General features: G+C 61.3%; 22 protein-coding genes. 2 read left to right on the plus strand and 20 right to left on the minus strand.

What is annotated here, in order from left to right; translation table 11 throughout:
• Nucleotides 1-5 precede the first annotated feature (5 nt).
• The 9 genes from PSH76_RS20850 to pcaR form a co-directional block, all read right to left on the minus strand.
• Complete coding sequence (locus PSH76_RS20850; protein ID WP_305492855.1) at nt 6-1,370, minus strand: 3-carboxy-cis,cis-muconate cycloisomerase; 1,365 nt, start codon at nt 1,368-1,370, stop codon at nt 6-8.
• A 10-nt stretch (nt 1,371-1,380) separates the two neighbouring features.
• Complete coding sequence (locus tag PSH76_RS20855) at nt 1,381-2,676, minus strand: MFS family transporter (protein WP_003189310.1); 1,296 nt, start codon at nt 2,674-2,676, stop codon at nt 1,381-1,383.
• A gap of 211 nt (nt 2,677-2,887) precedes the next feature.
• Nucleotides 2,888-3,454 (minus strand): protocatechuate 3,4-dioxygenase subunit alpha, encoded by a 567-nt coding sequence (gene pcaG / locus PSH76_RS20860; protein WP_305492856.1) that lies wholly within the window; start codon nt 3,452-3,454, stop codon nt 2,888-2,890.
• A gap of 1 nt (nt 3,455) precedes the next feature.
• Nucleotides 3,456-4,160: a protocatechuate 3,4-dioxygenase subunit beta gene (pcaH, locus tag PSH76_RS20865; RefSeq protein WP_032893118.1), complete on the minus strand. Its 705-nt coding sequence runs from the start codon at nt 4,158-4,160 to the stop codon at nt 3,456-3,458.
• Between the two features lie 21 nt (nt 4,161-4,181).
• Nucleotides 4,182-5,384 (minus strand): 3-oxoadipyl-CoA thiolase, encoded by a 1,203-nt coding sequence (gene pcaF / locus PSH76_RS20870; RefSeq protein ID WP_177327573.1) that lies wholly within the window; start codon nt 5,382-5,384, stop codon nt 4,182-4,184.
• Nucleotides 5,381-6,160: a CoA-transferase subunit beta gene (locus PSH76_RS20875; RefSeq protein WP_003189301.1), complete on the minus strand. Its 780-nt coding sequence runs from the start codon at nt 6,158-6,160 to the stop codon at nt 5,381-5,383. Before PSH76_RS20875 ends, pcaF begins: the two co-directional genes overlap by 4 nt.
• Nucleotides 6,160-7,017, minus strand: a complete 858-nt coding sequence (locus PSH76_RS20880) for a CoA transferase subunit A (RefSeq protein ID WP_003189300.1) — start codon at nt 7,015-7,017, stop codon at nt 6,160-6,162. The genes PSH76_RS20875 and PSH76_RS20880 overlap by 1 nt, the downstream gene beginning before the upstream one ends.
• A gap of 248 nt (nt 7,018-7,265) precedes the next feature.
• Nucleotides 7,266-8,606 (minus strand): MFS transporter, encoded by a 1,341-nt coding sequence (locus PSH76_RS20885; protein ID WP_305492857.1) that lies wholly within the window; start codon nt 8,604-8,606, stop codon nt 7,266-7,268.
• Nucleotides 8,607-8,751: 145 nt separating this feature from the next.
• Nucleotides 8,752-9,594, minus strand: a complete 843-nt coding sequence (gene pcaR / locus PSH76_RS20890; protein ID WP_003189296.1) for a pca regulon transcriptional regulator PcaR — start codon at nt 9,592-9,594, stop codon at nt 8,752-8,754.
• 554 nt (nt 9,595-10,148) lie between these two features.
• On the opposite strand from pcaR, the gene PSH76_RS20895 reads away from it, so the two are divergent.
• Both PSH76_RS20895 and PSH76_RS20900 read left to right on the plus strand, forming a co-directional pair.
• Nucleotides 10,149-10,349, plus strand: coding sequence for a hypothetical protein (locus PSH76_RS20895; RefSeq protein WP_003189295.1), 201 nt, complete (start codon nt 10,149-10,151; stop codon nt 10,347-10,349).
• 332 nt (nt 10,350-10,681) lie between these two features.
• Complete coding sequence (locus PSH76_RS20900; RefSeq protein ID WP_003189291.1) at nt 10,682-12,157, plus strand: inorganic phosphate transporter; 1,476 nt, start codon at nt 10,682-10,684, stop codon at nt 12,155-12,157.
• Between the two features lie 531 nt (nt 12,158-12,688).
• On the opposite strand, the gene PSH76_RS20905 is transcribed toward PSH76_RS20900, so the two are convergent.
• The 11 genes from PSH76_RS20905 to fabD all read right to left on the minus strand — a co-directional run bounded on the left by PSH76_RS20905 (nt 12,689) and on the right by fabD (nt 22,833).
• The gene (locus PSH76_RS20905; protein WP_032893122.1) at nt 12,689-13,657 is read right to left on the minus strand and encodes a GTP 3',8-cyclase MoaA; all 969 of its coding nucleotides are present in this window, start codon (nt 13,655-13,657) and stop codon (nt 12,689-12,691) included.
• A 139-nt stretch (nt 13,658-13,796) separates the two neighbouring features.
• A complete protein-coding gene (locus tag PSH76_RS20910; RefSeq protein ID WP_003189287.1) occupies nt 13,797-14,462 on the minus strand; it encodes a TetR/AcrR family transcriptional regulator in 666 nt (221 codons plus the stop codon).
• 445 nt (nt 14,463-14,907) lie between these two features.
• The gene (locus tag PSH76_RS20915) at nt 14,908-15,693 is read right to left on the minus strand and encodes a TatD family hydrolase (protein WP_003189285.1); all 786 of its coding nucleotides are present in this window, start codon (nt 15,691-15,693) and stop codon (nt 14,908-14,910) included.
• Between the two features lie 62 nt (nt 15,694-15,755).
• Nucleotides 15,756-16,745, minus strand: a complete 990-nt coding sequence (locus PSH76_RS20920; RefSeq protein ID WP_032893125.1) for a DNA polymerase III subunit delta' — start codon at nt 16,743-16,745, stop codon at nt 15,756-15,758.
• On the minus strand, nt 16,738-17,370 hold the full coding sequence (tmk, locus tag PSH76_RS20925) for a dTMP kinase (protein ID WP_098952521.1): 633 nt from the start codon (nt 17,368-17,370) through the stop codon (nt 16,738-16,740). The genes PSH76_RS20920 and tmk overlap by 8 nt, the downstream gene beginning before the upstream one ends.
• A 19-nt stretch (nt 17,371-17,389) precedes the next feature.
• Complete coding sequence (gene mltG / locus PSH76_RS20930; RefSeq protein ID WP_305492858.1) at nt 17,390-18,526, minus strand: endolytic transglycosylase MltG; 1,137 nt, start codon at nt 18,524-18,526, stop codon at nt 17,390-17,392.
• A 1-nt stretch (nt 18,527) separates the two neighbouring features.
• Nucleotides 18,528-19,343 (minus strand): aminodeoxychorismate lyase, encoded by an 816-nt coding sequence (gene pabC, locus PSH76_RS20935; RefSeq protein WP_098952524.1) that lies wholly within the window; start codon nt 19,341-19,343, stop codon nt 18,528-18,530.
• Nucleotides 19,343-20,587 (minus strand): beta-ketoacyl-ACP synthase II, encoded by a 1,245-nt coding sequence (gene fabF, locus PSH76_RS20940; RefSeq protein ID WP_032893129.1) that lies wholly within the window; start codon nt 20,585-20,587, stop codon nt 19,343-19,345. Before fabF ends, pabC begins: the two co-directional genes overlap by 1 nt.
• A gap of 111 nt (nt 20,588-20,698) precedes the next feature.
• Complete coding sequence (gene acpP, locus PSH76_RS20945) at nt 20,699-20,935, minus strand: acyl carrier protein (RefSeq protein ID WP_003175607.1); 237 nt, start codon at nt 20,933-20,935, stop codon at nt 20,699-20,701.
• A 191-nt stretch (nt 20,936-21,126) separates the two neighbouring features.
• Entirely contained in the window at nt 21,127-21,870 is a 744-nt protein-coding gene (fabG, locus tag PSH76_RS20950) for a 3-oxoacyl-ACP reductase FabG (protein ID WP_003189275.1), read from the minus strand.
• A 24-nt stretch (nt 21,871-21,894) separates the two neighbouring features.
• Nucleotides 21,895-22,833, minus strand: coding sequence for an ACP S-malonyltransferase (fabD, locus tag PSH76_RS20955; protein WP_305492859.1), 939 nt, complete (start codon nt 22,831-22,833; stop codon nt 21,895-21,897).
• Nucleotides 22,834-22,906 lie beyond the last annotated feature (73 nt).

A 22,906-nucleotide genomic window follows, 5' to 3' on the forward strand; every position in this document is an offset into this window, starting at 1 on the left:
TCTCCTCAGGCAGTCAAAGCAAAATGTTCGGTCACTGCACGCGTGACCCAGGTGGACGCCTGGCCCAGGTAGTGAGCCGGGTCGAGCAGGCGGTCCAGTTCAGCCGCCGACAGCTCGGCGGTGACCTGCGGTTCATCCGCCAGCACCGCGCGCAAATGGCGCTGCTCGGCGACCGCACGTTTGCAGCACTGTTCCAGCAGATGATGCGCGGTGTCGCGGCCCAAGCGTTGGGCGAGCACGATACTCACCGCTTCGGCCAGCACCAGGCCCTGGGTCAGGTCGAGGTTCTGTGCCATGCGTTCGGCATTCACCTCCAGCCCCTCACTGACCAGCAGTGCCTGATGCAAGGCACCGGACACCAGGCGGCAAATCTCTGGCAAGGTTTCCCATTCGGCGTGCCACAAGCCCAGGCTGCGTTCGTGCTCTTGAGGCATGGCGCTGAACATCGTTGCCACCAGGCCCGGTACGCGGGTGGCTGCGCTGATCAGCACCGCGGCGCCCACCGGATTGCGCTTGTGCGGCATGGTGGACGAACCGCCCTTGCCCGGCGCCGAAGGCTCGAACACCTCCGCCGCTTCGGTCTGCATCAACAGGCTGATATCCCGGCCCAACTTGCCGAGGCTGCCGGCGATCAGGCCAAGCAGGCTGGCAAATTCCACCAGGCGGTCACGCTGGGTGTGCCAGGGTTGTTCCGGCAAGCCCAGTTGCAACTCGGCGGCCAAGGCTTCGGCCACGGGCATGGCGTGTTCGCCGAGCGCCGCCAAGGTGCCGGACGCGCCGCCAAATTGCAGCACCAGCAGGCGCGGCTTCAATTCGGCCAGGCGCTGGCGACTGCGCGTCACCGCGCCCAGCCAACCGGCGATTTTCATCCCCAGGGTGACCGGCGTCGCGTGCTGCAACCAGGTACGCCCGGCCAACGGCACGCTGGCATATCGCTGGGCCTGGGCGGCCAACACATCCCCCAGGCGAGCCAGGTCGGCCTCGATCAGTTTTACGCCACGGCGCAGTTGCAGCACCAGGCCAGTGTCCATCACGTCCTGGCTGGTGGCGCCCAGGTGCACATAACGCTCGGCGTCGGCGTCCTCACTGGCGATCAATTTGCCCAACGCCTTCACCAATGGAATCGCTGAGTTGCCCGCCGTGGCAATTGCGCTGCCAAGGGCATCCACGTCATACAGCGACGCCAGGCACGCCTGGGCAATCGGTGCGACGGCGGCCTGGGGAATCAACCCGACGCGGGCCTGCGACCGGGCCAGTGCGGCTTCGAAATCCAGCATGCCCTGCAAGCGTCCCTGGTCACAGAACACGTCGGCCATGCTGTCAGCGGTGAAATAAGCGTCGAACAGTTGATTGCTCGTGCGCAACGTCATAACTCATCCCTTACAGATCGTGATGCAGGTACGCCGCCTGTTTCGGCAGGCGCAAGCTGAACAGGAAGGCCACCGCCATCATCGCGGTGACGTACCAATAAAAGGTGTTTTCCATGCCGATGGATTTGAGGCTCAGCGCAACCACTTCTGCCGAACCGCCAAACACCGCGTTAGCCACTGCATACGCCAGGCCCACGCCCAATGCACGCACCTGCGGCGGGAACATCTCCGCTTTGACCAGGCCGCTGATGGAGGTGTAGAAGCTGACAATCGCCAAGGCCAGGGTGATCAGCACAAAGGCCAGAAACGGGCTGGTCACGGTTTTCAAGGTCAGCAGGATCGGCACCGTGAACAGCGTGCCAAGGCCAGCGAACCAGAGCATCGAATTACGTCGGCCGATCTTGTCGGCCAACATGCCGAACAACGGCTGCATGCACATGTACAGAAACAGCGCGCCGGTCATGATGTAGCTCGAGGTCTTGGCGTGCATGCCCACGGTGTTCACCAGGTACTTCTGCATGTAGGTGGTGAAGGTGTAGAAAATCAGCGAGCCGCCGGCGGTGTAGCCCAGCACCGTGATGAAGGCTTTGCCGTGGTCGCGAAACAGCGCGACGATACTGCCGGCGTCCTTGTCTTCGCGCATTTCCTTGCTGGTGGTTTCTTTGAGGGTCCGACGCAGCAGCAGGGAGATCACGGCAGCTATGGCACCGATCACAAACGGAATGCGCCAGCCCCAGGCGCGCAGTTCTTCTTCGGTGAGGACCTGTTGCAGGATCACCACCACCAGCACCGCCAGCAACTGGCCGCCGATCAGGGTCACGTACTGGAACGAGGCGAAGAAGCCACGCTGGCCCTTGAGCGCGACTTCACTCATGTAGGTGGCCGTGGTGCCGTACTCGCCGCCCACCGACAAGCCCTGGAACAGTCGCGCCACCAACAGCAACGCCGGGGCCCAGGCACCGATGTCGTTATAGGTGGGCAGGAAGGCGATGACCAGGGAACCGCCGCACATCATCAGCACCGAAATCATCATCGAGTTCTTACGCCCGTGCTTGTCGGCCACCCGGCCAAACAACCAGCCGCCAATCGGGCGCATCAGGAACCCGGCGGCAAACACACCGGCGGTGTTGAGCAACTGCACCGTAGGGTCATCCGAGGGGAAAAACGCCGGGGCAAAATAAATCGCGCAAAAGGCATAGACGTAGAAGTCGAACCATTCGACCAGGTTGCCGGAGGACGCACCGACAATCGCAAAGATCCGTTTGCTGCGTTCTTCTCCGGTGTAGTGGCTGGTTTTTGTTGTCATGTTTTTTTACTCAGTGGGAACGGTTATAGCCTAGACATACTTTGCAACAACCCTGTTCCGCAAGCAGACTTTTGGATAGGTGGAGCCTGGATGATCGTTCCCACGCTCTGCGTGGGAATGCCGCATGGGACGCTCCGCGTCCTGCCGTTCGTGGGTGACGCGCAGCGTCACGGGATGCATTACCACGCAGAGCGTGGGAACGATCGTCAACTCAGTAGTCGAAGAACACCGTTTCCTTATCTGTTCCCTGCAAAATCACATTCCACTGATAAACCCCGTCCGCATCCGCCTTGGCAATCAGGGTGCTACGACGTTCCGCCGGTACACACGCCAGCAACGGGTCATCGCCGTTCAAGGCCTCACCGTCAAAATAAATCCGCGTCAGCAAGTGCTTCACCAACCCACGGGCAAACACCAGCACCACCAAGTGCGGCGCCTGGGTGGTGCCCTTGAGCCCCGGCACACTGCCCGGCTTGATGGTGGTAAAGCGAAAACGCCCTTCGGCATCCACCGGCACGCGGCCGAAGCCTTCGAAGTTCGGGTCGAGCGCTTTGTCCTGCTCGTCTTCGGGGTGGGCATATTTGCCGGCGGCATTGGCCTGCCAGACTTCCAGCATGGCGTCGTTGACGACATCACCGTTGCCGTCCACCACTTGCCCGGTGATTGCCACGCGTTCGCCGAGGGTGGCAGTGACGGTCAGGTCTTCACGGTTCAGCCAGGTCAGGCCAATGTGGTAATACGGCCCGACGGTGTGGGACGTGGTCGCGTTGAGTGTCATCTCATTTCTCCATCGGCGTGGCGTCGCGGCCGCGCAGGACGATGTCCCAGCGGTAGCCGAGGGCATAGGAAGGAATGGTTTTTTCCAGATCGAAACTGGCGATCAAGCGCTGCTTGGCACTGGTATCCGGCACGCAGTTGTAGATCGGGTCGTATTCCAGCAACGGATCGCCCGGGAAATACATTTGCGTCACCAAGCGCGTCAGCACGCTGGGGCCGAACAGCGAAAAGTGGATATGCGCCGGGCGCCACGCGTTGTGGTGGTTGCCCCACGGGTAGGCGCCAGGCTTGATGGTCTGGAACTGGTACCAGCCGTCGGCGTCGGTGACGGTGCGCCCGGTGCCGGTGAAATTCGGGTCCAGGGGTGCATCATGCAGGTCGCGCTTGTGGTTGTAGCGGCCGGCGGCATTGGCCTGCCAGATCTCCACAAGAATGCCCGGCACTGGCAGGCCGTTTTCGTCCAGCACGCGGCCATGAATGATGATGCGCTCGCCTTGCGGCTCGCCGTCATGCTGGGCCGTCAGGTCGTTGTCCTTGTCATTGATACGTTCGGCGCCGATGGTCGGGCCGGTGATTTCCGACAAGGAATGGGGCAGGAACACCAACGGCTGGGACGGCGAACGCAGGTTCGTCGACTGGTAGGCCGGATGCAGGTAATCAGGTTGGGTGCCCGCTTGCGGGCGCCGGTAACCGGGCTTGTCACTCATGGAGCAATCCTCTTTTAGTTATCAGACGCGTTCAATCGCCAGGGCCAGGCCTTGGCCGACGCCCACGCACATCGTCGCCAGGCCTTTGCGGCCGCCGGTTTTTTCCAATTGGTGCAGGGCCGTCAGCACCAACCGCGCACCACTCATCCCCAGGGGATGGCCGAGGGCAATGGCGCCGCCGTTCGGGTTGACTTGCGGCGCATCGTCGGCAATGCCCAGTTCGCGCAGCACCGCCAGGCCTTGGCTGGCGAAGGCTTCGTTGAGTTCGATCACGTCAAAGTCAGTGACCGCCAACCCCAGGCGCTCCACCAGCTTGCGTACCGCCGGCACCGGGCCGATGCCCATCACCCGCGGGGCGACACCGGCACTGGCCATGCCCAGCACACGGGCGCGGGCGGTGAGGCCGTGTTGCTTGACGGCCTCGGCGCTGGCGAGGATCAGCGCGGCGGCGCCGTCGTTGACGCCCGAGGCATTGCCGGCGGTGACGGTCTTGTCCGCGCCGTTGACCGGCTTGAGCTTGGCCAGGGCTTCCAACGTGGTGTCCCGTGGGTGTTCATCGTGTTCCACCAGGGTCTCGCCTTTTTTATGCGCGACCCGCACCGGAACGATTTCCTCGGCAAAGAACCCGGCGGCCTGGGCGGCGGCGGTGCGTTGCTGGCTGCGCAGGGCGAAAGTGTCCTGGTCGGCGCGGGAAACCTGGTAGTCGTCGGCCACGTTATCGGCGGTCTGCGGCATGGCATCCACGCCGTACTGGGCCTTCATCAGCGGGTTGATAAAGCGCCAGCCAATGGTGGTGTCTTCCAACTTCATGTTGCGCGAGAACGCCGCGTCGGCCTTGCCCATCACAAACGGTGCACGGGACATCGACTCGACGCCACCGGCAATCGCCAGCTCCATTTCACCGCTGGCAATCGCACGAAAGGCGGTGCCGATGGCATCCATGCCCGAGGCGCACAGGCGGTTGAGGGTCACACCAGGAATACTTTCCGGCAGCCCCGCCAGCAGCAACGCCATGCGTGCCACGTTGCGGTTATCTTCACCGGCCTGGTTGGCGCAGCCGAGGAAGACTTCGTCTACGGCGCTCCAGTCCACCGATGGGTTGCGCTCGATCAACGCCTTGATCGGCAGCGCCGCCAGGTCGTCGGCACGCACCGTGGACAGGCCACCGCCAAAACGGCCGATAGGCGTGCGAATGGCATCACAGATATAAACCTCGCGCATCAGGCTTCTCCCGGTGCTTGGCCGTGGGCAGCGGCCGTGCGCGCTTCGAGGTCACGCAGGGCGGTCAGTTCGGTCTCGGTGGGTTCAGCGGTGGTGCTCACCTGGTCGGCAAAGCGAATCGCCCAGCCGGTGGCGGCGACCACTTGCTCGCGGGTCACGCCAGGATGCAGCGCAGTGACCACGAACTCATGGCTGCCCTCCTCCGGTTCCATGATGCACAGGTCGGTAATGATGCCCACAGGGCCGGCGCCGGGCAGGCCCAGACGCTTGCGTGAGTCGCCACCTTCGCCGTGCCCCACAGAGGTGATGAAATCGAGTTTGTCGACGAACGAACGGGACGACTGCTTCAGAATGATCAGCACGCTCTTGGCGGAACCGGCGATTTCCGGCGCGCCACCGGCACCCGGCAAACGCACTTTGGGCTGGTGATAATCACCGACCACGGTGGTGTTGATATTGCCGAAACGGTCGACCTGGGCCGCGCCGAGAAAACCGACATCAATACGCCCGCCCTGCAGCCAGTAGCGAAAGATCTCACCGGTGGGCACCACTGTGTCGGCGGTCTCCGCCAGCTCGCCATCACCGATGGACAGCGGTAACACGCTGGGCTTGGCCCCAATCGGGCCCGACTCGTAGATCAGCACCACATCCGGCGACGATGTCAGGCGCGCCAGGTTGGCGGCCTTCGATGGCAGGCCGATGCCGACGAAGCACACCGAGCCGTTCTTGAGGCGGCGTGCGGCGGCGACGGTCATCATTTCATTGGTGGAGTAAGCCATTACTTAGCCTCCTGCGCGGTGGCCAGCTTGGCCTGGAATTCACTGAAGTCGGCAGTGCCATGGATGTATTCGTCGATCCAGGCGGTAAAGGTCCCACGGTCACGGGCAATCGGGTCCCACGCCTGGTAGAAGCGGTTATCCCGCTCGTTGTAGCCGTGCGCGTAGGACGGATGCGCACCACCGGGTACGTGGCACACCGCTGTCAGCGCCCAGGTCGGCAGCACGCAGCTGTTCATCGGCGCATTCAGGTCGTCGACGATTTCCTCGACGGTGACGATGCAGCGCTTGGCCGCCAGCGCCGCTTCCTTTTGCACCCCCAGAATGCCCCAGAGCAGCACGTTGCCTTTGCGGTCGGCTTTCTGCGCGTGAATCACGGTGATGTCCGGGCGCACCGATGGCACCGCCGCCAGCACTTCGCCGGTGAAGGGGCAGGTGACGGTCTTGATCAGCGGGTTGACCTTGGGCAAGTCGGAACCTGCGTAAGCACGCAACACGGCGAACGGCAGGCCGGAGGCACCGGCGACGTAGGCATTGGCCAGGTCGGCGTGGCTGTGCTCTTCGATCTCCAGCGCTTGCGGCCATTGTTTCTCTACCGCGTCACGCAGGCGATGCAGGGAACCCACGCCCGGGTTGCCGCCCCAGGAGAAAATCAACTTGCGCGCACAGCCGGCACCGATCAACTGGTCGTAGATCAGGTCAGGCGTCATGCGCACCAGTGTCAGGTCTTTCTTGCCCTGACGAATGATTTCATGGCCTGCGGCCGTAGGGATCAGGTGGGTGAAGCCTTCGAGGGCGACGGTATCGCCGTCGTTCACGAAGCGCTTGACCGCATCACGCAGGGTGAGGATTTCAGCCATGGGGTTGGGCTCCCGGTGTTGATCGAAAAAGGCGCTGAGGTGGCGCCGAAGTGCTTGAAGATTAAGCCGGGGTAATGGGTCAAACAATCCGATAATCGACTGAGTGTTCGATTATCGAACCGATTGTTACTTAACTAATCATCTGCAAGAACAGGGGCAATGTGGGAGCTGGCTTGCCTGCGATGGCGCCTGTGGATTCAACACCGCTATCGCAGGCAAGCCAGCTCCCACAGGGGTAGTGATCGGTTTCAGGTGGCATCGGCATGGCTGACCATGCCCTTGATCACCACCGCTGCCGTGGCCAATGCCGCCGGAATCACCAGCGCCGTGAGCACCTGCTCGAAGTTCCAGCCCAGGCCCAGCAAGGTAGCGCCCATCCACGCCCCCAGGATCGCGCCGAAGCGGCCGATGCCGAGCATCCACGACACCCCGGTGGCACGGCCCTGAGTAGGATAGAACCGTGCAGCCAGGGACGGCATCGCCGATTGCGCACCGTTGACGCACATCCCGGCGACCAGCACCAGGGTGGCCAACAGCGTGATGTTGCCCAGGCTCTGCCCCACCGCGTAGGCAAACACCCCGGCCAGCAGATAGAAAGTGCCGATCACTTTGTGCGGGTTGAACCGGTCCATCGCCCAGCCCACGCCCACCGCGCTCAGCACCCCACCAAATTGGAACAGCGCGCCGATAAACGCGGCCTGCTCCATGCTCGCGCCACTGTCGCGCATCAAGGTCGGGAGCCAACTGGTCAGCAGGTAAACGATCACCAGGCCCATGAAATACGTGAGCCACAACAGCAAAGTGCCAGCGCTGTAGGTGCCCGAGAAAATCACCGCGAACACATTGCGGGCCTTGACGGTTTTTTGCTCCGGCACGCTGAAGTGAGTGGCCAGGGCGACGATGCTTGGCTCGATAGGGGCCAGGGTCTTGCGCACCTTGTCGGTGCCGCGATTGCGCACCACCAGGTAACGCGCCGACTCCGGCAGCCAAACCAACAGCACCACCGCCAGGATCAACGGCAGGATACCGCCGATCAGCAACAGGCTGTGCCAGCCGAACGCGGGGATCAGCTTGGCCGATATAAACCCACCGCCGGCCATGCCCAGGTTGAAGCCACAGAACATGCTGGTCACCAACAAGGATTTATGCCGCTCGGGGGTGTATTCAGAGAGCAAGGTGGTGGCATTCGGCATGCCGGCGCCCAGGCCTAGCCCGGTGAGAAAGCGCAGTACCAGCAACTGGTCGACATTGGTGCTGTAGGCCGACGCCAGGCTGAACGCACCAAACACCAACACCGCGCCGACCAGCACGACTTTGCGGCCAAAACGGTCGGCCAGTGGGCCGGAACCGAGGGCGCCAAACACCATGCCGATCAACGCGGCGCTCATCACCGGGCCGAGGCTGGCGCGGTCGATGCCCCAGTCCTGGGACAGCGCGGGCGCGATAAAGCCCATGGCGGCCGTGTCGAGGCCGTCGAGAAAGACAATCAGGAAACACAGGATCACCACGCGCCACTGATAGCGCGAAAGTGGCTGGGTGTTGATAAAGGACTGTACGTCCAGGGTGGTACCGACAGAAGGCTGATTCATTATTTTTATTCCACACCGATGGCGGGCTGACGGCCTGGGGCCGTCGTTCTTATTGGGCAGCTCCTCAGAGCGCTGCCGCACATTAATAAGCCAAGGGAAACACCGTCAATCGAGCGAGCCGGGATCTGTGCGGTCACCGAACAGCTTAGGCAAACAGTTGCGCACTCAGCTCACGGCTGGCGCTGAGCATGCTCGGCAAAAAGCGCTGCTCCAACTCGCTGCGGCTGACCCGGCCGGCGTGGGTGCTGACATTCAGCGCGGCCAACACCTGGCCAGACGCGTCATACACCGGCACCGCGATGGAACGCAGGCCCTGCTCCAGTTCCTGGTCGACAATACACCAGCCCTGCTGACGCACCTGTTGCAGGCATTCAAATAACGCTTGCGGTGTGGTCAGCGTGCGGCTGGTCTTGGTTTGCAGGTCGGCATGGTCGAGGTAATCCTGCAGCGAGGCATCGTCGAGGGCGGCCAGCAGAATGCGGCCCATGGACGTGCAATATGCAGGCAAGCGCCCGCCTACCGACAGGTCAACCGAGATCAGGCGCTGGGTGGTGGCGGAGCGGGCGATATAGAGAATGTCATCGCCTTCCAGGGTCGCCATGTTGCAGGCTTCATGCAGTTGCTCGCTCATGCGGTCCAGATAAGGCTGGGCCGAGACAGCCAGCGGTGTGGACGACAGATAGGCATGACCGAGGGTCAGCACCTTGGGCAACAACGAATAGGTGCGCCCGTCCGTGGTGGCGTAGCCGAGCTTGATCAAGGTATGCAGGCAACGGCGCACCGCAGCGCGGGGAATTTCCGTGCGGTGGCTGATCTGGGCGATGGTCAGGTGACGCTTGCGCTCCTGAAATGCCTGCACCACGGCCAGGCCACGGGCCAGGGACGTCATGAAATCCGGATCACCGGTGAATGCTTGGATGCGCTTGGCCGGTGAAGCCACGATCGGCGGCGCCACTGATGCAAAGGAGTTGCGCAATTGATCGTTCATTTCAAAGGGCCTTCTCTTGTTATCACCACGGGAGGGTTGGCGGCTATTACAAGCCGTGCCGGCCGCACCGCACAAGCCAGCGGCCGCAACATCGGGCGATTATCGGACGATCATGCGATTATCGCAATTTGGCTCAGCCCCACCCGCTCACGTTTCAGATTTGCCTGATGCCCCTGCAAAGTGCCCACACTTACCCTGCCAACAGAATGAATACAGACATGAAGATGACGGTGTTCACAAATAATGCGGCGGTATGTAACAAACTCCAGACACGTCGTTGACGCTTTTTAACTTCTTGATGATAGTGTTATTCAAATGCGCCGCTATAATGCAACCTGTGCAGAGGTCAGCCCGGTAACACTATCGGGAGTGGGGCTCACCAGGCATTGCAGGCTTCAGGCAGCGCCGGTCACAAGTACTTGCTTAAAAAAAGAACGGCCCTCAGGCCCGCATACCAATTTGAACGGTTCGACTGTTCTATTTGGAATCGCCCGAGCACGACTTTCAGGCATGACACTGCGCAATCAATAAACTCAACTCAATTAGGTAATACTGTGACGAAAGATGAACTGCGCGCGGAACTTGAGCGCCAGGAGCAACGTTACAAGGATGTCTACGGCGGGGAAGTCACCACCTACGCCGCGCAACCCGAGCCGGAGCGCAAGCCATGGCGTAAACGCGCCAGCCTGCTGGACCAGGCATTTGCCCAGGAAATCCAAAAGATCGAGCAGGAACTCAAGACCGAGGAGCCATAAGCGCTTCGGTTCGAGCCTCTAGGGTCGTGCTGTCTCTGCCGGTGAAGTGCTGGCAGAGGGCACCTGCTTTAGCGTCCGCTGGTCAGTAACCTACAGCTACCCACGAAATTTCATACAAATGTTTCAGACATGGCATTTTCATGACTAAAGCCCGCCTTCGGCGGCCTGCGCTTTATAAATCAAAGACTTGCCAAAGCCCCGAAAACCCTGGGATGCGTGTGTCTTGCCGCGTTTTTTTCCAGGAAGATTGTTACCGATGAGCAGCTAATGCATCGATTACTGATGTTTTCTGGCATAATCGCGCCCCCTTACGACCGGGTCAGAAAACCTTCATGATCGATTTATTCAGCGGACTGGATGCTTGGGTTCTCGTGAGCCTGTTGCTCGCCCTGGCCTTTGTCCTCGCCTTCGAGTTCATCAATGGCTTTCATGACACCGCTAACGCGGTGGCCACAGTCATCTATACCAAAGCCATGCCGCCACACTTGGCCGTGTTCTTCTCCGGGGTGTTCAATTTCCTCGGCGTATTGCTCGGTGGTGTCGGTGTCGCCTACGCCATCGTGCACTTGCTGCCGGTGGAGTTGCTGATCAATGTGAACACCGGCCATGGCTTGGCAATGGTCTTCTCGTTGTTGGCGGCGGCAATCACCTGGAACCTGGGCACCTGGTACTTCGGTATCCCCGCCTCCAGCTCCCACACCCTGATCGGCTCGATCCTCGGTGTCGGCCTGGCCAACGCGTTGATCAACGACATCCCCCTGGCTGACGGTGTGAACTGGCAGAAGGCCGTGGATATCGGCGCGTCGCTGGTGTTCTCGCCGATGGCGGGCTTCCTGGTCGCCGCCCTGGTGCTGATCGGCCTGAAGTGGTGGCGCCCGCTGTCGAAGATGCACAAGACCCCGGACCAGCGCCGCAAGCTTGACGACAAAAAGCACCCGCCGTTCTGGAACCGCCTGGTCCTGGTGATTTCGGCCATGGCTGTGAGCTTCGTGCACGGCTCCAACGATGGCCAGAAAGGCATCGGCCTGATCATGCTGGTGCTCATCGGTATCGTGCCGGCGCAGTTCGTATTGGACCTGGGCAGCACCACCTACCAGATCGAACGTACCCGCGACGCCACCCTGCACCTGAACCAGTTCTACCAGCGCAACCACGAGACCCTAGGTGAGTTCCTGGCCCTAGGCAAAAGCGTGAAGGATGACCTGCCGGGCAAGTTCCGCTGCAACCCGCAGCAGACCGAACCGACGATCAACGCGCTGCTGGGCACCCTCAAGGGCGTCTCGGACTACCACTCGCTGACGGCCGACCACCGCATCGAAGTGCGTCGTTACCTGCTCTGCCTGGATGACACCGCGAAGAAAGTCGGCAAGCTGCCAGGCCTGGACTCCCGTGAGAAGTCCGACCTCGACAAGCTGCGCAAAGACCTGACCGCCACCACCGAGTACGCCCCGTTCTGGGTGATCCTCGCGGTCGCACTGGCCCTGGGCCTGGGCACCATGGTGGGCTGGAAGCGCGTGGTCCTGACCATCGGTGAGAAGATCGGCAAGCAAGGCATGACCTATGCCCAGGGCATGTCGGCGCAAATCACCACGGCCACCATGATCGGCTTCGCCAATATCTTTGCCCTGCCAGTGTCCACCACTCACGTCCTGTCTTCTGGCGTGGCGGGCACGATGGTTGCCAACAAGAGCGGCCTGCAAGGTGGCACGGTCAAGACCATCTTGATGGCTTGGGTATTGACCTTGCCAGCGACCGTAGGCCTCTCGGCCGGGTTGTTCTGGTTGGCGTCCAAGGCATTGGGCAACTGATAGCCAGCCGGCAATAAAAAAGGTGCGATCCGCGAGGGCCGCACCTTTTTTTATGTTCCAAGCGCACCGTAGCCCACCTGTGGCAAGGCATCTTGCCCCCGTGGCGACCGGACAGCCGACGCCTATCTACCTGACGCCCCGCGATCAAACTGTGGGAGCTGGCTTGCCTGCGAAGACGCCCTGACAGTCGACACTGTTATACCGAGTACATATCCATTGCTGCGGTAACGGCCACTTAGGGTTCCGCCCAACGGCGGCTCACTTTTGAAAAGAGCCGGAATGCCGGCCCAGCCAAAAGTAAGCAAAAGGCTCTTGCCCCACCACTCGGCACCTCGCTTAGGCTCGGTGTGCCCGTAATCCGCCAGCGTGGTTTGACGGGGCGCCTGAGATCAAGATCAAAAGCAGATCAAGAGCGGCTCGCTTCGCATCGTGGTTACCGTCGGTGGCTATAACCTTGAAAGTTGCAAGGATCTATAAGCATCGCAGGCAAGCCAGCTCCTACCACTGATGTGCAACCGAATTAAAACGGCATCAGCCGCCGATGATCTTCATGATCGTGGCACCGCCGGAAAACGCCACTTCCTGCTTGTCAGCCAAGGCTTTCATCAACAAGCCCTGCAACGCCGGCAACGCCTGGTGACGCGGTTGATCGAGCAAGTCACCGACATAATGGCGATTGCTGGACGACAGGCACCCATGCAGCCAACCGGTGGAGGATAATCGCAACCGCGAACAGGTGCGGCAGAACGGTACGCTCTCGTTGGCGATCACGCCGAAGAAGCCCTTGCCCGGCACTTCATAACGTACCGCTGTCGCATCGACGGGCGCGTTGGCTTGCAGGTATTCATGTTGTTCGCCGATCAAGCTGAGCAGCTGTTGCAAACTGACGAACTGTTGCAGGAAGGCGTTGGAGTCTTTGGCCAGGTGCCCCATGCGCATCAGTTCGATAAAGCGCAGCTCGTAGCCACGCTCCAGGCAGTAATCGAGCAGCGGCATCACCTGGTCCAGGTTCTGGCCGCGCAACGGCACCATGTTGACCTTGATCTTGATCCCGGCAGCACTGGCCTGATCCATGCCATCGAGCACGGTGGCCAGGTCGCCGCCACGGGCGATGCTGCGGAAAGCTTCGGCATCCAGCGTGTCGAGGGAGACATTGATGCGCCGAATGCCGGCAGCCACCAGCAACGGCAGTTTGCGCGCCAGCAGTTGGCCGTTGGTGGTCAGGCTGATGTCGCTCAGGCCCATCTGCCCTACCGCGCCCATGAAGGCTTCCAGCTTGGGGCTGACCAACGGCTCACCGCCAGTAATGCGCAAGCGCTCGATACCCGCCGCTTCGATCAGGTACGCCACGCCTCGGGCCATGGCTTCGGCCGACAGTTCATCCTGGGCAGCCACCAGCCGCTTGCCGTCGGGCACGCAATAGGTACACGCATAATTGCAGGCTGAAGTCAGGCTGATCCGCAAATTGCGAAAACGCCTGCCTTGACGATCAACGATCATGGATCACTCCGGCAGAGGATAATTCGGGCGCGCTAAAAGCTGACTCATAACTCAGCTTTTAGCAAGGTCCTTGCCTGAGTATATTCCTGGGTTACTGCGCCTGGCAGTAAATCATTGCGCCATCACAGTGGCGAATGACTTACGTGGCAGGGGTTTCGCCGCTCTTCTCGGCGCCCGGCAGTTCCGGGCTGTGCTTGCGCTTGTTGCCCATGCGCACGCCGATGTCCATCAGGAATTGGAAGAAACCTTCCTGGTCTTCCAGCACATTGCTCCAGAACGGCGAGTGGTACAGCGCCACGGCGCCATGCACCAAGGCCCAGGCGGCGCAGTAGTGGAAATACGGTGGCACGTCTTCAAGCTTGCCTTCGCTGATACGGCCCTTGATCAACAGGGTCAGGCGTTCGAAGTTCGAGGCGCGGATCTTGTGCAGTTCCTCGACCATCTCCGGCACTTGGTGACCTTTGACCACCTTTTCTTCCAGGCGGTCGAACAGGCGATAGCGCTGCGGGTCACGCATGCGGAACTCGAAGTAAGCGCGGGAAAGGGCTTCCTTGTCTTTGTCGACATCGGCCGAGTGCAGCAACTCGTTCAAATCGCGCTCGTAGTCGAGCATCAGGCGCAGGTAGATTTCGGCCTTGGACTTGAAGTGTTTGTAGATCGTGCCTTTGCCGATACCCACGGCATCCGCAATCATCTCGACGGTGACGCTGTCTTCACCTTGTTCGAGGAACAGCTTGAGCGCGGTGTCGAGAATTTCCTGCTCACGGCGGCGAAACTCACGGACCTTACGGGGTTCTTTGTGCATGAGGAAGAGTCTGCAAAGGTCGGAAATAGGGAGGGTTGCGCAGCGCCATGGATACGTGGCGATACGATTTACCCGATGCGAGGGATTATCCCGACTGAACGGTCGTTGGGCAATGTCTATGTGAACCCGTCAGGCACATAACTTTCAATGCGCCAACGATTTCTTGGTTATCAGTCAGAAATAATACGCAACACCTGAACCTGCCCATCAGCGCAATGAGAACTCAAGCGAAGGCGGCGTATTCCAAATCTGTTTAAAAAACGATCAATCGCGACTGGACTGAATGGGATAGTGGTCAATACTTCAACTGTCGGCGCGACATCTCCCCCAAGTGACGCGTCGACCTGGGTACCGACGGACTGCGTGCCCTTGTTTTACTCCTAATGGTCTTAGCCCGGATTCACCCCCCAGAACCCGGGTTTTTTTTGCCTGCGATTCAGCCGCTCTAACCGGCTACGTGGGCCAGCGGGAACAGGCGCTTGAAGTTTTCAGTGGTCTGCTCGGCAAAACGCTCGTAAGGCTCACCGCGCAGCATCGCCAGGTAATCAGCCACGTCACGTACATATTCGGGCAGGTTCGGCTTGCCGCGATGGGGGATGGGGGCCAGGTACGGCGAGTCGGTTTCCACCAGCAGGCGGTCGGCGGGCACCTGACGGGCCACATCGCGTAGCGCGTCGGCATTGCGGAAGGTGACGATGCCCGACAGGGAAATATAGAACCCCAGGTCCAGAGCGGCCTTGGCCATGTCCCAGTCTTCGGTAAAGCAATGCAGCACACCAGCCTGCGGCAACGCGGCTTCACGCAGCAAGGCCAGGGTATCGGCACGGGCGCCTCGGGTGTGGACGATCACCGGCTTGCGCGTCTGCTGGGCGGCTTGCAGGTGCAGGCGGAACGAGGCCTGCTGCAACTCGGCAGCTTCAGGCTCGTAGTGGTAGTCCAGGCCGGTTTCGCCAATGGCCACGACCCGCGGGTGGTTGAGTTCACCCAGTAACCAATCGAGCGCCGGGGCTTCGCCAGGCTTGAGGTCCAGCGGGTGGATACCCACCGAGCAATCGACGTCGGCGTAGCGATCAGCCAGGGCTTTGACGTCGGCGGCGTTATCGGCGCTGACGCCAATGCACAGGAAGTGCCCTACCCCACGCTGGCGGGCCGCTTCAAGGGCGGCGTCGAGGGAGCCGCCGTGCTGGGCAAGGTCGAGGCGATCAAGGTGGCAATGGGAATCTACGAGCATAGGAATCAGGGCTTAAGTCACAAAAGAGGTAGGGCCAACGATACACCCGTCGGCCACGGAATTTAACGGCGCCCGAGCAGGCCTACCCACTGCACCAGCAATGCCTCGAGCAACAGCACGCGGTTGAGGTTGGCCTTGCCGAGGACTTTCTGGCGCTGGGCGAGGATCCAGTCCTGGATGTTCAGCACTTTGTCCTGGGCACTTTTTTGCGCCAGGTATTGCACGACCTTGCGCATATCCGCCAGGCCCAGGCCGCTCTCATCCTGGGTAAGCTGGTAGCGCAGGATCAGGCTGGACCAGTCGCAGAACCAGTCGAACAGCAGCAACAGCGGAATGTCCTTCCAGGCGCTTTCGGCCAGTTGCGTGGCGGACAGTTCCTGCTTGAGCAGCTTCTTCACGCCATCCACGACCAGTGCACGCTGTTCGCGCACGCCCTGGGCCTGCAACTTCACCGCTGCCAAGGGCGAACCGGCCGCCAGGGTCAACAACTCGCCGCGTTCTTCTGCGCTGCATTCCGGCAAGGCCTGCGCCAGCCATTGCAGGCTCATGGCCTCGCTGGGCAACGGGCAAGCCTGCTGCACGCAACGGCTGCGAATGGTCGGCAACAAGCGGCTGGATTGGTGGCTCACCAGCAACAGCACGGTATCGCCGGACGGCTCTTCAAGGCTTTTGAGCAAGGCGTTGGCCGCGTTGATATTCATCGCCTCGACCGGCTCGATCAGCACCACTTTGCGCCCGCCCATCTGCGCGGTCTGCACCACGAAGCTCACCAGGTCGCGCACCTGGTCGACCTTGATGGCCTTGTCCGCTTCCTCGGGCTCCAGCACATAGTTGTCCGGGTGACTGCCAGCCTTGAGCAACAGGCAGGACTTGCACTCGCCACACGCCTCCAGATTGACCGGGCGTTGGCACAACAGGCTGCCCATCAGGCGTTCGGCTAGATGGCGCTTACCGATGCCCACCGGCCCATGCAGCAGATAGGCGTGGGCGTGCTGTGCGCGCCCCGCCAGTTGCTGCCAGAGGCCGTCCTGCCACGGGTAGGACTCAGCCACGGCTACGCTCCAACAGGGCGGGCAACAGCGCGTCGATAGCCTGCTGCACCTGGTTCAGCGGCTGGGCGGCGTCCAACAGGTAATAACGTGCGGGCTCAGCCTTGGCGCGCTGCAGGAAAGCACTGCGCACCGCATCAAAAAAGGCCTGGCCTTCCAGCTCGAAACGGTCCAGGCGGCCACGCGCACTGGCGCGGGCCATGCCCACTTCCACCGGCAGGTCGAACAACAGGGTCAGGTCGGGGCGCAGATCGCCTTGCACGAAAGTTTCCAGGGTGGCGATACGCTCCAGGGACAACCCCCGGCCCCCGCCCTGATAGGCGTAGGTGGAATCGGTAAACCGGTCGCAGATCACTACGGCACCCCGCGCCAGGGCCGGGCGAATCACTTCGGCCAGGTGCTGGGCACGGGCCGCAAATACCAGGAGCAATTCGGTGTCCGGGTTCATCGACTCGTCACCCGTAGCCAGCAGGACTTCGCGAATGCGCTCGGCCAACGGCGTACCGCCCGGCTCCCGGGTCAGCACCACCTCGATTCCCTGCGCCCGCAGGCGCTCCGCCAGGTAGTCACGGTTAGTGCTTTTGCCGGCGCCTTCCGGGCCTTCCAGGGTAATAAACAAGCCAGTCACAGGCAGTCCTTAGTCAGAGTCATTGCGGGCTTTGCGGCGCGGTAGTGTCCGGCGCGGGCTCGATCGGTGCGTCGGGGGCAGGTGCATCGCTGGAAGGTGCCGAATCTTCCAGCAGTTTCACCACCGGCGCCGGGCTGGAACGGTAATCGGCACGGCGCTTGAGCTGGAACTCCCGCACGGCAGCATTATGCGCATCCAGGTTATCCGAGAATATATGGCTGCCATCGCCACGGGCGACGAAATACAGGCTGCTGCCCGGCACCGGGTTCAGCGCGGCATGGATCGCCTCGCGGCCGACCATCGCGATGGGCGTAGGCGGCAGGCCGGCGACCATGTAGGTGTTGTAGGGGTTGGCTTCCTTGAGGTGGGCACGGGTCAATTTACCGTTGTAGCGCTCACCCAGGCCGTAGATCACAGTGGGGTCGGTCTGCAGCAACATGCCGATCTTCAGGCGACGCACAAACACACCGGCAATCTGCCCGCGCTCCTGGGGCACACCGGTCTCCTTTTCCACCAGGGACGCCATGATCAACGCCTGGTAAGGGTCGGTGTAGGGCGCGTCGGCGGCACGCTTGCTCCACTCCTGGGCGAGTACATCGTCCAGGCGGTTGTAGGCTTTTTTCAGGAATTCGACATCGGTCATGCCGCGGACAAAACGGTAGGTGTCGGGGAAGAACCGCCCTTCAGGAAACACACCTGGGTGGCCGAGCTTATCCATCACTTCGCTGTCCGTCAGGCCCGCCAGGGTCTGCACGATCTTTTCATGCTTGGCCAGGGCGGTGCGCACCTGACGGAAATTCCAGCCCTCCACCAAGGTCAGGCTGTACTGCACCACTTCGCCGCGCTGCCACAGGCCGATCAAACCCTCGGCGGTAAGGCCCGGGCTCATGCGGTACTCGCCGCTGTGCAGCGGCTGGCCTTCGAGGTTGAAGCGCCAGTACAGACGCAGCCAAAAGGCATCGTCGAGCACGCCGTCGGCTTCCAGACGATTGAAGGTGCCCGTCGGCGTCGCGCCAGCGGGTACGTCGAGCAACTGCTCCTGAGGCAGCTTCAGGGGCTGCTTGAGGGCAGAGTCGAGTTTCCAGGCCGAAAAGCCCACGAGCAACGCCGCCGAGACCAGGCTGATCTGCAGCAGTAACACCAGTTTTCGTATCAACTCAAATATCCAATAGCGCGCGAACAATGCCCTGCAGTTTACGGGTGAGTGGCCCAACCGGCCAGCTCATCGCAGCGCAGCCACGCACCGGCCAAATGCCATATACGCTGTTGCAGACGAAGACTTCATCGGCCTGTTGCAACTGCTCAACACTGATGTCGGCCACGGCCACCGGGACGCCCAGCGCTTGTGCCTGAGCCAGCACTTCGGCGCGCATTACGCCGGCAACGCCACAACGGCTCAGATCAGCGGTTAGTAACAAGCCATTGCGCACCAGGAAAAGGTTGCTGAATATGCCTTCGATCACCCGACCAGACATGTCCAGCATCAGGCCTTCGGCATGTTCGGTATCTTGCCACTCGGCACGCGCGATCACCTGCTCCAAACGATTGAGGTGCTTGATACCGGCCAGCAGCGGCTGCTGCGCCAAACGCGTGGCACACGCAAACAGGCGCACGCCTTCGACTTCATGAGTGGGTGGGTAAACAGCGGGCGCACTGCCCTGCAAGATGCGGCGCACCGGTGCGCCAGGGTTGATGCCATAACCGCGCAAGCTGTCGCCACGGGTAAGGATCAATTTGAGAATACCGTCGCCAAGGCCGGCAGCGAAGGTCAGCACTTCGTGGCGAATCAACCCGTGATCCACCGCCAATGCCAAGCGCCTGCAACCCTCTTCCAAGCGTTGCAGGTGACGGTCGAGCAGCAACGGCTGCCCGGCCTTGACGGCGATGGTCTCGAATACCCCATCGCCATACGCCAGGCCGCGATCTTTCAGGGGCACGTTGTCCGCTGGTTGACCGTCGACCCAGCTGTGCATCACTCGGCGAACCGGCGGAACACCAGGGAACCGTTGGTGCCACCGAAACCGAACGAGTTGGAAATCGCCACGTCAATCGGCATGGGTTGCGCTTCGTGGGGCACGAAGTTCAGGTCGCAGCCCTCGTCCGGCTCATCAAGGTTGATGGTCGGCGGAGCGACCTGATCCCTGATTGCCATCACACTGAAGATCGCCTCGACCGCGCCCGCCGCACCCAACAGGTGGCCGGTCATGGACTTGGTGGAGCTGACCGCCAGCTTGTAGGCATGCTCACCGAACACCGACTTGATGGCCTCGGCTTCCGCACGGTCGCCAGTCGGGGTCGAAGTACCATGGGCGTTGATGTACTGCACCTGGTCGGGGTTGACCTTCGCATCGCGCAGGGCATTGGTGATGCAACGCGCAGCACCCGCTCCGTCGGACGGCGGTGAAGTCATGTGGTACGCGTCACCGCTCATGCCGAACCCGATCAGTTCGGCGTAGATGGTGGCACCACGCGCCTTGGCGTGCTCCAACTCTTCGAGCACCAGCGCACCGGCACCGTCGGACAGCACGAAGCCGTCACGGCCCTTGTCCCACGGACGGCTGGCACGGGTCGGCTCGTCATTGCGGGTCGACAGCGCACGGGACGCGCCGAAGCCGCCCATGCCCAGGCCACAGGCCGCCATTTCGGCGCCGCCGGCGATCATCACATCGGCTTCGTCGTAGGCAATGTTGCGCGCCGCCATACCGATGCAGTGGGTGCCTGTGGTGCACGCCGTTGAAATCGCGTAGTTAGGCCCCTGTGCCCCCAGATGGATGGACAGGAAGCCGGAAATCATATTGATGATCGAGCCCGGTACGAAGAACGGTGAAATTCGACGTGGGCCAGTCTCATGCAGCGTGCGGCTGGTTTCTTCGATATTGGTCAGACCGCCAATACCCGAACCCATGGCCACGCCGATGCGGTCACGGTTGGCGTCGGTGACTTCCAGGCCGGCGTTACGCACTGCCTGAAAACCGGCAGCCAGGCCGTACTGAATGAACAGGTCGAGCTTGCGGGACTCTTTGATCGAGAGATATTCCTCGACATTGAAGCCCTTTACCGAGCCGCCAAAACGGGTGGAATAGGCAGAAAGGTCCGTATGTTCGATCAGACCAATACCACTGCGGCCAGCCAGAATGCCCTGCCAACTGCTCGGCACATCCGTACCCAGTGGCGACAACATACCCATACCGGTGACTACGACGCGTCTACGCGACACAGCACTCTCCTTTTTCTAATGACGACACTTTTTCATCGCCGCTAAAGAAAAAACCGCACGCCGTTACAGCAGTGCGGTTTTTCCCTGACAGCAAGCGACGACTACAAACTATTACGCCTGGTGGCTAGTAACGTAGTCGATGGCAGCTTGAACAGTAGTGATTTTTTCAGCTTCTTCGTCCGGGATTTCGGTCTCGAATTCCTCTTCCAGAGCCATCACCAGCTCAACGGTGTCAAGGGAATCGGCACCCAGGTCTTCTACGAAGGAAGCAGTGTTGACCACTTCTTCTTCCTTAACGCCCAGTTGCTCGGCGACGATTTTCTTGACGCGCTCTTCGATGGTGCTCATACCTTGTTTAACTCCTAATGGACAAATTCAGGCAGCTGGCCAGTGGGTAAGTGTATAGAAAGCCATTTCAGCTTTTCAACTGAAAGCTTCACCCTGTACCCGGTCGACCACCTGCCTATAAATTAAGTTGCAGCTTTATAACGGATTTTAGACAGCTCGTATGACATTTTTTTGAAGCGATCCGTCACAATTTAACTCATGTACATCCCGCCGTTAACCGGGATTGTAGCCCCAGTCACGTATGCCGCACCGTCAGATGCCAGGAAAGTGACCACATTCGCGATCTCTTGGGCCTGGCCCAGACGGCCCAGCGGAATCTGCGTCAGCAAGGCTTCGCGCTGTGCTTCCGGCAGTTCGCGGGTCATATCGGTGTCGATGAACCCAGGGGCCACCGAGTTGACCGTAATCGACCGCGAGCCGACTTCACGCGCCAGTGCACGGCTGAAACCTTCCAGGCCGGCCTTGGCAGAGGCATAGTTTACTTGGCCTGCGTTGCCCATGGCACCCACTACGGAGCCAATATTGATAATTCGGCCCCAACGCGCCTTGGTCATGCCGCGCAAAACGCCCTTGGACAGGCGAAACAGACTGTTCAGGTTGGTATCGACCACGTCGTACCACTCGTCGTCTTTCATGCGCATCATCAGGTTGTCACGGGTGATCCCGGCGTTGTTCACCAGAATAGCCGGCGCACCGAACTGAGCAGTGATCTGGGCCAGTACGGCAGCCACGGACTCATCGCTGGTCACATTCAGCTCAAGACCGGTGCCTTGCACGCCGTTTTCCTTCAGGGTCGCGGCGATACGCTCGGCGCCCGAGGCAGAGGTGGCGGTGCCGATCACAACGGCGCCCTGACGGCCCAGCTCCAGGGCGATGGCCTGGCCAATGCCACGGCTTGCGCCGGTAACCAGTGCAACTTTACCTTGCAGACTCATGCAGGCTTCTCCTAAGTACGGGATTCAGGCCAGTGCCGCGCGAGCGGCAGCGAAGGCTTCAGGGGTATTGAGGTTGGCGGTCGACACACCGTCGGCGCAGCGCTTGTTCAAGCCGGCCAGGACTTTGCCCGGGCCGCACTCGACCAGTTCAGTGGCACCGTTGGCCGCCAGGGTCTGGACCGATTCAACCCAACGCACTGGCTTGTACAGTTGCTCCAGCAGGTCGCGCTTGAGGGTGTCGAGGTCGGCGGCCACGGCCGCGCTGACGTTCTGCACCAGCGGGATCTGCGGCGCCTGCCAGTTGATGGCCGCGATAGACTCGGCAAAACGCTCGGCAGCCGGGCGCATCAGTTCGCAGTGGGACGGTACGCTCACCGGCAATGGCAGGGCACGCTTGGCGCCACGGGCCTTGCAACCCTCGATGGCACGCTCGACAGCCGCCTTGGCGCCGGCGATCACCACCTGGCCTGGGGAGTTGAAGTTCACCGCGCTGACCACTTCGCCCTGGGCCGCTTCGGCGCAGGCAGCAATCACATCCGCATCTTCCAGGCCCAGGATAGCGGCCATGCCGCCCTGCCCGGCCGGAACGGCTTCTTGCATCACTTGACCACGACGCTCGACCAGCTTGACCGCTTCAGCCAAGGTCAGGCTGCCCGCAGCCACAAGGGCACTGTACTCGCCCAGGCTGTGACCCGCGACAAAGGCAGGGCGTGCGCCGCCTTCTGCCAGCCACAAGCGCCACAGGGCGATCGAAGCGGTCAGGATGGCCGGCTGGGTTTTATCGGTTTGGTTGAGCAGCGCTTCCGGCCCCTGCTGGGTCAGTGCCCACAGGTCATAACCCAGGGCGTCGGAAGCTTCCTTGAAGGTGTCCAGGATCAGCGGGTATTGCGCGCCCAGCTCGGCCAACATGCCGAGGGACTGCGAACCCTGCCCTGGAAAGACGAATGCGAGGGATGTAGACATGTAACAAGCCCCTAATGATCTGGTCGTCAAAAATGCTCGCGCCTACGGTGGGCGCGAACGAAACTGACAGATT

It is taken from the genome of Pseudomonas sp. FP215 (genome assembly GCF_030687795.1).
In the GTDB taxonomy this organism is placed as follows: domain Bacteria; phylum Pseudomonadota; class Gammaproteobacteria; order Pseudomonadales; family Pseudomonadaceae; genus Aquipseudomonas; species Aquipseudomonas salmasensis.

Excerpts from the sequence above, each read along its gene's own strand:
- PSH76_RS20850 (WP_305492855.1), bottom strand. The coding sequence starts at position 1,370 with ATGACGTTGCGCACGAGCAATCAACTGTTCGACGCTTATTTCACCGCT.
- PSH76_RS20855 (WP_003189310.1), bottom strand. The coding sequence starts at position 2,676 with ATGACAACAAAAACCAGCCACTACACCGGAGAAGAACGCAGCAAACGG.
- pcaG (WP_305492856.1), bottom strand. The coding sequence starts at position 3,454 with ATGACACTCAACGCGACCACGTCCCACACCGTCGGGCCGTATTACCAC.
- pcaH (WP_032893118.1), bottom strand. The coding sequence starts at position 4,160 with ATGAGTGACAAGCCCGGTTACCGGCGCCCGCAAGCGGGCACCCAACCT.
- PSH76_RS20875 (WP_003189301.1), bottom strand. The coding sequence starts at position 6,160 with ATGGCTTACTCCACCAATGAAATGATGACCGTCGCCGCCGCACGCCGC.
- PSH76_RS20880 (WP_003189300.1), bottom strand. The coding sequence starts at position 7,017 with ATGGCTGAAATCCTCACCCTGCGTGATGCGGTCAAGCGCTTCGTGAAC.
- PSH76_RS20885 (WP_305492857.1), bottom strand. The coding sequence starts at position 8,606 with ATGAATCAGCCTTCTGTCGGTACCACCCTGGACGTACAGTCCTTTATC.
- pcaR (WP_003189296.1), bottom strand. The coding sequence starts at position 9,594 with ATGAACGATCAATTGCGCAACTCCTTTGCATCAGTGGCGCCGCCGATC.
- PSH76_RS20900 (WP_003189291.1), top strand. The coding sequence starts at position 10,682 with ATGATCGATTTATTCAGCGGACTGGATGCTTGGGTTCTCGTGAGCCTG.
- PSH76_RS20905 (WP_032893122.1), bottom strand. The coding sequence starts at position 13,657 with ATGATCGTTGATCGTCAAGGCAGGCGTTTTCGCAATTTGCGGATCAGC.
- PSH76_RS20910 (WP_003189287.1), bottom strand. The coding sequence starts at position 14,462 with ATGCACAAAGAACCCCGTAAGGTCCGTGAGTTTCGCCGCCGTGAGCAG.
- PSH76_RS20915 (WP_003189285.1), bottom strand. The coding sequence starts at position 15,693 with ATGCTCGTAGATTCCCATTGCCACCTTGATCGCCTCGACCTTGCCCAG.
- pabC (WP_098952524.1), bottom strand. The coding sequence starts at position 19,343 with ATGCACAGCTGGGTCGACGGTCAACCAGCGGACAACGTGCCCCTGAAA.
- acpP (WP_003175607.1), bottom strand. The coding sequence starts at position 20,935 with ATGAGCACCATCGAAGAGCGCGTCAAGAAAATCGTCGCCGAGCAACTG.
- fabG (WP_003189275.1), bottom strand. The coding sequence starts at position 21,870 with ATGAGTCTGCAAGGTAAAGTTGCACTGGTTACCGGCGCAAGCCGTGGC.
- fabD (WP_305492859.1), bottom strand. The coding sequence starts at position 22,833 with ATGTCTACATCCCTCGCATTCGTCTTTCCAGGGCAGGGTTCGCAGTCC.